Source organism: Martelella sp. (assembly GCF_984369615.1).
The window spans coordinates 1-8,321 of the sequence record NZ_CFHTCS010000196.1 but is presented as its reverse complement, the minus strand read 5'-3'; the positions used below and the strand labels follow the sequence as shown (position 1 = coordinate 8,321).

Sequence of the window (8,321 nt, the reverse complement as noted above, 5' to 3'; positions counted from 1 at the left end):
ACATCGAGCACCGGCGAAACGGCCTGCGAGACCTCCTCGCAATCCTCCACCGTCATGGTGCCGTCGAAACGCTCGGCCATGATCTGCAGCGTCAGTCCGTTCTGGCCGGAAAGCCTGACGCGCACGAGCTTGAAGCCGATATCTTCCAGAACGGGCTCGATCATGTCGGCGATCTTCTTGTCGATGCCCGTTTCCACGATCAGCCGCTCTTCTCTTGCTTTGTCCGCCATCTGTGTCAAATCTGTCAAAAGTTGCTCCCGGCGGCCGCGACCGCCTCCCGCGCCAAACAAAAAAGAGCGGGTCCGCGAGGCCCCACTCTTCATCTGACGATCAAGAATTTCAGCCGTAAATAATCCCTTGCCGCGCAAATTGCAAGTTTTATCGCCATGGTGCCGGACCGGGACCGCTGCAGTGCATATAGGCAAGCGACACCGCAAGGGCCTATAGTGCACTGCCGGAGACGCCCGGCCGATGCCCGGCATTTGAAAACAGAGAACATTGATGCAGCCCGCGCCAGACCCGAAATCACTCTTCGCGCCCTTTTCTCATCCGACCTTCCGCTATATCTGGCTCGCCTCGGTTGCCTCCAATCTCGGCAGCATGATCCAGAATGTCGGCGCAGCGTGGATGATGACGTCGATTTCCGCTTCGGAAAGCATGGTGGCCCTGGTCCAGGCGTCAACGACGCTGCCGGTGATGCTGTTTGCGCTTCTGGCAGGCGCGATCGCCGACGGCTTCGACCGCCGCAGGGTGATTCTCTCGGCCCAGGCATTCATGTTCACGGTTTCCGTGCTCCTGGCGATCGTCGCCATCAGCGGACTGATCACGCCGTGGCTGCTGCTCGCCTTCACGTTCCTGATCGGCTGCGGCAACGCGCTCAACAACCCCTCCTGGCAGGCCTCCGTCGGCGATATGGTGCCGCGTTCGGACCTGCCCGGCGCGGTCACGCTCAACTCCGTCGGCTTCAACATCACCCGCAGCCTCGGCCCGGCCATCGGCGGCACCATCGTGGCCATCGGCGGCGGGGCGGCCGCCTTCACGGTCAACGCCTTTTCCTATCTCGGCCTTCTCACCGTCGTCTACCGATGGAAATTCCGCCGCCCGGAAAGCCCGTTGCCGCGCGAGAAGATGACGACGGCCATCGGCGCGGGCCTGCGCTATGTCGTGATGTCGCCGAACATCCTGAAAGTGTTGCTGCGCGCCTTTATCTTCGGTCTTGCCTCGGTTTCGGTGCTGGCGCTTCTGCCGGTCGTCGCCCGCGACGTGATCGCCGGCGGGCCGCAGACCTTCGGCATCATGCTCGGCGCCTTCGGCATCGGCGCGATCGGCGGCGCCTTTGCCAACGCGCATGCCCGCGCCCGCCTTTCAAACGAGGCGATCGTCGCCGTCTCCTTTCTGATCTTCGCGGCAAGCGCCGTCGCGATCGGCCTGTCGACCTCGCTCGTGCTCGACTGTGTCGCCCTGCTTTTCGCGGGGGCCTGCTGGGTCCTCACGCTTTCGCTGTTCAACACGGTGGTGCAACTCACAACCCCGCGCTGGGTGGTCGGCCGGGCGCTGTCCCTCTACCAGACCGCCTCCTTCGGCGGCATGGCGCTCGGCAGCTGGCTCTGGGGCCAGGTGGCCGAGAACTATTCGATCACGCTTGCCTTCGTCGCCGCCGCCGGCGTGATGGCGCTTGGCGCGGCGATCGGCCTGTTCCTGAAGATGCCCGCGCTTGAAAGCCTCAATCTAGACCCTCTGAACCGCTTCCAGACGCCCGAAACCAAGGTCGACATGCTGGCCCGCAGCGGTCCCATCGTGGTCGAGACCCGCTTTATCATCAGCCCGGACGACACGGAGGAGTTCCTGCGGTTGATGATCGAGCGGCGCCGCATCCGCAAGCGCGACGGCGCGCGCAAATGGGCGCTGATGCGCGATATCGCCGATCCGGAGGTGTGGATCGAGACCTACCACGCGCCGACCTGGGTGGATTACGTGCGCCACAACCAGCGCCGCACCGTCGCCGACGCCGAAAACCTGGACCGCATCCGCGAACTGCATCGCGGCGAGGGAAGGCCGGAGGTTCGCCGCATGATCGAGCGGCAGGCGATCCCGCCGCGCGACGAGGTGTTCAACCGCCCCTACCACATGCATCACCAGCATCACTGATAATGGTGCCCGGAGAAACCGGGCTACCGCAGCAATTCGTTCTTCAACTCAGGCGTCGGCCAGCAGGTCTGGCTCACACGGTTGCGCATCTGCCAGTCGCCGATGGAGCGGCGGGTCTTATAGCCGACGAGGCCGTCGGCGCCGCCGGTGTCGTAGCCCATGCCCATCAGCTTCTTCTGCATGGCCGCGACATCGGAGCGCAGAAGCGTGCCGGTGCGCTGCCAGGGCTGAACGAAAGCGCCCATGCCGTACTGGATGCGATCGGCGAGGTTGCCGACGAAGAGGGCGTAGAGATCGGAATTGTTGTATTTCTTCAGCACGTAGAAATTCGGCGTGACGATGAATTCCGGCCCGTAACGGCCCTGCGGCACCAGCATCATGCCGGGTTTGCGCAATTCGTCCGCCGGAAAGCTCTTGCCCTGGACGCGGGCGATGCCCTGCTTGACCCAGGCCGAGATCGACCGGGCATTGTCCGGCCCTTCCTGCGCACAGGAGACATTGTCGGGAATGACGGTTTCATAGCCCCAGTCACGGCCGCGCTCCCAACCGTCGCTGGCGAGATGCTTGGCGATGGTCGCAAGCGAATCCGGCACCGAATCCCAGACATCGATGACGCCGTCGCCGTCAAAATCAACCGCATAGTTCTGGAAGTTCGACGGCATCAGCTGCGGCTGGCCGAAAGCGCCGGCCCAGGAGGCCTTGCGCTTGTCGAGTGGAGCCGCGCCGCTCTGGATGATCTGGAGCGCTGCAATGAACTCGCGCTGGAACATCTCCTGGCGCGAGCCGGTCATGAAGGCCTTGGTGCCGAGCACCTGGAGAATGTCGTATTTTTCCTCCGCCGCACCGTAGCCCATCTCCCGGCCCCAGATGGCAAGCACGATCCGCCCCGGCACGCCGTAGCGCGCCTCGATCCGGTCGAGAACCGGTTTGTACTGATTGTAAAGCTGACGCCCCTTGACGGCGAGATAGTTCAGATTGTTCTCGGAGAAATAAGGCCCCGGCTCGGAGAATTCCGGCTGGGTCTGCGCGCGCTTTTGCGGCGGCATCGTGCCGGGCGGCACGAGATCGGGCAGCGACCAGTTGATCGAAAGCCCCTGCGTGACGCGGTCATAGGTATTCGCCGAAACGCCCGAGCGCAGGGCGGCGCTGCGCATGTCGGTCGCCAGCCAGTTCCGGAACTGGCGGTCAACCTGGCCGCGGTCATAGGCGTTGGCCACGCTGGAAACCCCCGCGCCCGCCGCAAAGGCAAGCATGAAGGCGGCAAGCGCGCAGACGACGCGGACGGCATTGAGCAGTCGGAACCTGGACATCGGACGTCTCCTTCTCGCGCGTGATTCTGGAGAAAGATGGTTACCGAATGGTAAACGCAAAGGGCCTCACGCCACGCAGATGACCCGCCTGCGATCACAGTCCGGTGAACGGCCGTGAGCCCGTTCGAAGACATCCGCCTTCAAACGCGCCTTACTTGCAAATACGCTGCGCCTCAGCCCTTCCCGGCTTCGACGTCGGGACCAAAATCATTGGTCTGCGCCTGCCCCGGCTGGACGTACCAGAAAAGCAGCAGCAGGATGCCGATGCCGGTGAGGACAAGAAGCAGCCACCAACCACTGTGGTTGACATCATGCAGACGGCGCGCGGCAACCGCAATATTCGGCACCAGGATGGCAAGGCTCCAGATACCGCCAAGAAAGCCCGGCTGCGAACTTCCGAAAAGGGCATAGTCGATGCCGGACAAAATCACGCTGACGATCGCGGTCCCGAGTACCCAGAACCAGAAGGCGCCGCGTGATGATCGCCCGCGAAACAATGCGTAATTGCTGAAACCAAGCCGGAGAGCCTCACCGAAACCCACATTGCGGTGCTCTCTGCCGACATAACCTGTCTCTGTCATTTTGATCCCCTGCTCCTCAGTGTGACCCTTTGAAAGGCAGGATACGCGCTCTTTGCATATTGGCAAGCAACGGCGTTTCAATCTCCGGTAAGGAAAGTCACCATTAGCGTCCGCCGGCGCCACACAGCTTCCCAATAGCGCCCTGTTCGGCTACTAATGCCTGGCGGCCTTCGAACCGGTTTTGACGGACGGACCGCCTGTTTTTCAAGATCGCGTTTTCAATGACAGTCTTTCAGTGAGCAGGGATTTTTCAAGCGCATGGATATCGGTTGGATCGAAGCCGCCTTTCTCGGCCTGTTGCAGGGCCTCACGGAATTTCTTCCCATTTCCTCGAGCGCGCATCTGCGCATTGCCGGCGAGTTCCTGCCTTCGGGCGCGGATCCCGGCGCGGCATTTACGGCGATCACCCAGATCGGCACCGAAACGGCGGTTCTCGTCTATTTCTGGTCCGACATCATGCGCATTGCCAGCGCCTGGCTGGCCAAGAACCTGAAGCTCGGCGACTATCCCGGACGCCATTCTCCGGCAGACGTGCGCATGGGCTGGCTGATCATCATCGGCTCCGTACCGATCGTCGTTCTCGGCCTGCTCTTCAAGGACCAGATCGAGCATTCGCTGCGCAACCTCTATATCACCGCCACCATGCTGATCGTCTTCGGCCTGATCATGGGCTATGCCGACAAGGTGGGTGCCAAGAAGGTCACGCTCGACAAGCTTTCCTGGCGCGACGGCATTCTTTACGGTTTTGCCCAGGCCATGGCGCTGATTCCCGGCGTCTCGCGCTCGGGCGGCACGATCAGCGCCGGCCTGCTGCTCGGCTATACCCGTGAAGCGGCGGCGCGCTATTCCTTCCTTCTGGCCGTCCCGGCCGTTTTCGGGTCCGGCTTCTACCAGTTGTTCAAGAGCATCGGCGAAGACAATCCGGTCGGCTGGGGCGCGACAGCGCTTGCGACCCTGATTGCCTTCGTCGTCGGCTATGCGGTGATCGTGTTCTTCCTCAAGCTCGTTTCCACCCGCAATTACATGCCTTTCGTCTATTATCGCGTGATCCTCGGCGGCGCGCTGCTCGTGCTCCTGACCCTTGGCGTGATCAGTCCCGGCGGCGGCGCCTAGAAGGTCACCCATCGTTAATCCTTCGGCGTTAGGATAGGCCCACTCGAACACGAACGAACGACCGCGCCAAACCTCTTGTCCGCGCCTGAAAACCGGATCGGGGCATGACCGCGACCCGTTCCATGCGACGAAAGCCAGATGTCTACGCTCTACCATCACCCCATGTCCGCCGCATCGCGTTTCATTCGCCTGGTCATCGGCGAATATGCTTTCGACGTCGACCTGATCGAGGAACGGCCCTGGGAAAAACGCAAGGCCTTTCTCACCGCCAATCCGGCCGGAACGCTGCCGGTCTATGTCGATGACAATATGCGCGCGCTGTGCGGGCCCTTCGTCATCGCCGAATTCATGGACGAAACCCATGGCGTGCTGCAGCGCGAGCGCAGGCTTCTGGCCGAGGAACCCTTCCAGCGTGCCGAGATCCGCCGGCTGACCGAATGGTTCCTGTTGAAGCTTGAACAGGACGTGACCTATCCGCTCTGCCGCGAACGGGTCTACAAGCTGCAGATGGGGAGCGAGCATGGCGGGGGCGCGCCCGATTCGCGCATCCTGCGGGCTGCGCGCGCCAATATCCGCCAGCACATGAAGTACCTGGCCTGGCTTGCCGGCAACCGCGGCTGGCTTGCGGGCAAGCGTATGAGCTATGCCGACCTTTCCGCCGGCGGCGCCATTTCGGCCCTCGACTATCTGGGCGAGATCAACTGGGACGAGGCGCCCGCGGCCAAGGAATGGTACCAGCGGCTGAAATCACGGCCCGCCTTCCGTGCGCTTCTGGCCGACCGCGTGCGCGGGGTCGTTCCGGTTTCCCATTACGCCGATCTGGATTTTTGAGCCGCAAGACGCCACGTTTATCAGAACGGCGGAATATGAGCGGTGGATCAATGGCTGAACGCCAGGACAGACTGAAACGCTTCCTGAAGGACGAAGCCCGGGCGATCGGCTTCGATGCCTGCCGGATCGCGCGCGCCGAGGACCTGCCGGAATCTGCCGCAGCGTTGAGGGATTTCGTCGAAAAGGGATATCACGGCGAAATGGCATGGATGGAAGAGACGCTTGAACGGCGTTCCTCCCCTCTCAGCCTCTGGCCCGAGGCCCGCTCCGTCATCATGCTGGCCATGAACTACGGACCGGACGAGGACCCTCGCCCGCTGCTGGAGCGGCGCGACCGCGCCAATATCTCCGTCTATGCGCGCAACCGCGACTATCACGATGTCATCAAGGGCAAGCTGAAGCAGATGGCGGGCCGATTCGCCGCGCGCTCGGGCGCGGATGTGAAGGTCTTCGTCGACACAGCGCCGGTGATGGAAAAACCGCTTGCCGAAAAGGCCGGCATCGGCTGGCAGGGCAAGCATACCAATCTGGTGAGCCGCGACTATGGCTCCTGGCTGTTTCTCGGCTCGATCTTCACCACCGAGGAACTGGTCCCCGATGGCCCTGAGAAGGATCACTGCGGCTCCTGCCGCGCCTGTCTCGACGTCTGCCCGACCGAGGCCTTTCCCGCGCCCTACAGGCTGGATGCCCGGCGCTGCATCTCTTACCTCACCATCGAGCATCACGGCGTCATCCCTGAAGCATTCAGAAGCGCCATGGGTAACCGCATCTATGGCTGCGACGATTGCCTGGCCGCCTGCCCCTGGAACAAGTTCGCCGAGACCGCCTCAGAGATGAAGCTCGCCGCGCGCGAGGATCTGAAAGCCCCGGAACTTTCGATGTTCCTGCGTTTTGACGATGCCGCCTTCCGAAAATTCTTTTCCGGTTCGCCGGTCAAGCGGATCGGGCGCGACCGTTTCGTCCGCAACTGTCTGATCGCCGCCGGCAACAGCGGTCATCCGCATCTCGCAGGGCAGTGCTGCCAGCTTCTTGACGACGACAGCGCGGCGGTGCGCGCCATGGCGGTGTGGGCGCTCGCCCGCCTGCTGTCGAAAGCGGAATTTGCCGCATTGGCAAAGTCGCGCTTACATGACACTGATGAAGATGTTCGCCGCGAATGGGAACGCGAGGAGGAAGTGCTATGCATCTAGTTGTTTTCGGCGCCGGCTATTCCGGTCGCGCGATCGCCTCGGCCCTGGCGCCGGCGTGCCATCATGTCGCCGGCACGACGCGGACGGCCGAGAACGCCGCCATGCTTGGCGCGTGCGGCATCGAAACCTTCATCTTCGACGGCGAAACCATCGACCGGTCGCTTGCCCGCAAGCTGCGCCAGGCGACCCACATCGTCCAGGCCATACCGCCTGGCGAGGATGGCGACCCTCTCCTGAACATCGCCCGTCGCATGGTGCATTTCGAACTGCCGTCGCTGCAGTGGGTCTGCTATCTCTCCACGGTCGGCGTCTATGGCGATCATGACGGCGCCTGGGTAGACGAAACGTCGGAATGCCGGCCGGCATCGGGGCGTTCCAGGCGACGGCTCGAAGTCGAACGGCAATGGCTGGAAACAGGCGAGAGGCACGGCATTCCGGTGGCGATCCTGAGGCTTTCCGGCATTTACGGTCCGGGCCGCAATGCCTTCCGCCGGTTGATGGAGGGCACGCAGAAGCGCATCATCAAGGAAAACCAGGTCTTCAACCGGATCCGGGTCGAGGATATCGGTTACGCAACCGCCTTCCTGGCCGAGCACGGCTTCGGCGGCATCTTCAATGTCACCGACAACGAACCTTCGCCGCCGCAGGACGTGATCGTGGAGGCCGCCCGGCTGATGGGCATCGAACCGCCGCCGGAAATCGCCTTCGAGGACGCCGATCTCTCGCCGATGGCGCGCTCGTTCTGGGGCGAGAACAAGCGCGTCAGCAACGCCAAGCTGAAAAAACTCGGCTACGAATTCGAATTTCCCAACTACCGGCAATCGCTCAGGCAGATGTGGGACATGAAGGCGTATTGAGGGATGGAGAATTTCGTCGATCTCTACTGCGAGCGGACGGCGGCCGGCTTCTGGAACGAGCCGGTCAACGCGCTCACCAACCTTGCCTTCATCATCGCGGCGGCGATCGCCTGGCCGAAGGCCTGGCATCGCGCGGAGCGTTCCCTGATAGAACTCGCGGTGATCGCGCTCGTCTTCGCCATCGGCATCGGTTCGTTCCTGTTCCACACGCTGGCAACCCCTCTTTCCGGCGCGCTGGACGTCATTCCGATCTGGCTCTTCTTCTTCGTCTATATCCTTCTGATCTTTATC

The 8,321-nt window shown here is 62.5% G+C and carries 9 protein-coding genes; 6 read left to right on the top strand and 3 right to left on the bottom strand.

Annotation, left to right across the window (positions count from 1 at the left end):
- Positions 1-248: ribosome maturation factor RimP (gene rimP / locus AC5DC2_RS15085; RefSeq protein ID WP_491699066.1), on the bottom strand; the 248-nt coding region annotated here is incomplete at its 3' end.
- Positions 249-501: 253 nt separating this feature from the next.
- Here rimP and AC5DC2_RS15080 point away from each other — a divergent pair.
- A complete protein-coding gene (locus AC5DC2_RS15080) occupies positions 502-2,148 on the top strand; it encodes an MFS transporter (RefSeq protein ID WP_024708927.1) in 1,647 nt (548 codons plus the stop codon).
- A gap of 23 nt (positions 2,149-2,171) precedes the next feature.
- Here the strand turns inward: AC5DC2_RS15080 and AC5DC2_RS15075 are convergent, their stop codons facing one another.
- Both AC5DC2_RS15075 and AC5DC2_RS15070 read right to left on the bottom strand, forming a co-directional pair.
- Complete coding sequence (locus AC5DC2_RS15075; protein WP_491699065.1) at positions 2,172-3,458, bottom strand: lytic murein transglycosylase; 1,287 nt, start codon at positions 3,456-3,458, stop codon at positions 2,172-2,174.
- A 173-nt stretch (positions 3,459-3,631) separates the two neighbouring features.
- Positions 3,632-4,039, bottom strand: coding sequence for a DUF805 domain-containing protein (locus tag AC5DC2_RS15070; RefSeq protein ID WP_051424099.1), 408 nt, complete (start codon positions 4,037-4,039; stop codon positions 3,632-3,634).
- A 258-nt stretch (positions 4,040-4,297) separates the two neighbouring features.
- Here AC5DC2_RS15070 and AC5DC2_RS15065 point away from each other — a divergent pair, with 258 nt between their 5' ends.
- From AC5DC2_RS15065 to AC5DC2_RS15045, 5 genes are all read left to right on the top strand, one after another.
- The gene (locus tag AC5DC2_RS15065; RefSeq protein ID WP_491699064.1) at positions 4,298-5,152 is read left to right on the top strand and encodes an undecaprenyl-diphosphate phosphatase; all 855 of its coding nucleotides are present in this window, start codon (positions 4,298-4,300) and stop codon (positions 5,150-5,152) included.
- A 138-nt stretch (positions 5,153-5,290) separates the two neighbouring features.
- Entirely contained in the window at positions 5,291-5,983 is a 693-nt protein-coding gene (locus tag AC5DC2_RS15060; protein ID WP_024708932.1) for a glutathione S-transferase family protein, read from the top strand.
- 50 nt (positions 5,984-6,033) lie between these two features.
- Entirely contained in the window at positions 6,034-7,173 is a 1,140-nt protein-coding gene (gene queG, locus AC5DC2_RS15055) for a tRNA epoxyqueuosine(34) reductase QueG (RefSeq protein ID WP_491699063.1), read from the top strand.
- Positions 7,164-8,030 carry an SDR family oxidoreductase gene (locus AC5DC2_RS15050; protein ID WP_024708934.1) on the top strand — a complete coding sequence of 289 codons (867 nt, stop codon included), beginning with the start codon at positions 7,164-7,166 and terminating at the stop codon, positions 8,028-8,030. The genes queG and AC5DC2_RS15050 overlap by 10 nt, the downstream gene beginning before the upstream one ends.
- A 3-nt stretch (positions 8,031-8,033) precedes the next feature.
- Positions 8,034-8,321 (top strand): ceramidase domain-containing protein (locus tag AC5DC2_RS15045; protein WP_491699062.1); only part of this gene is annotated, 288 nt, incomplete at its 3' end.

What these genes read in the sequence shown, in the direction of transcription:
- AC5DC2_RS15080 (WP_024708927.1), top strand. Translation starts at nt 502, where the DNA reads ATGCAGCCCGCGCCAGACCCGAAATCACTCTTCGCGCCCTTTTCTCAT.
- AC5DC2_RS15075 (WP_491699065.1), bottom strand. Translation starts at nt 3,458, where the DNA reads ATGTCCAGGTTCCGACTGCTCAATGCCGTCCGCGTCGTCTGCGCGCTT.
- AC5DC2_RS15070 (WP_051424099.1), bottom strand. Translation starts at nt 4,039, where the DNA reads ATGACAGAGACAGGTTATGTCGGCAGAGAGCACCGCAATGTGGGTTTC.
- AC5DC2_RS15065 (WP_491699064.1), top strand. Translation starts at nt 4,298, where the DNA reads ATGGATATCGGTTGGATCGAAGCCGCCTTTCTCGGCCTGTTGCAGGGC.
- AC5DC2_RS15060 (WP_024708932.1), top strand. Translation starts at nt 5,291, where the DNA reads ATGTCTACGCTCTACCATCACCCCATGTCCGCCGCATCGCGTTTCATT.
- queG (WP_491699063.1), top strand. Translation starts at nt 6,034, where the DNA reads ATGGCTGAACGCCAGGACAGACTGAAACGCTTCCTGAAGGACGAAGCC.
- AC5DC2_RS15050 (WP_024708934.1), top strand. Translation starts at nt 7,164, where the DNA reads ATGCATCTAGTTGTTTTCGGCGCCGGCTATTCCGGTCGCGCGATCGCC.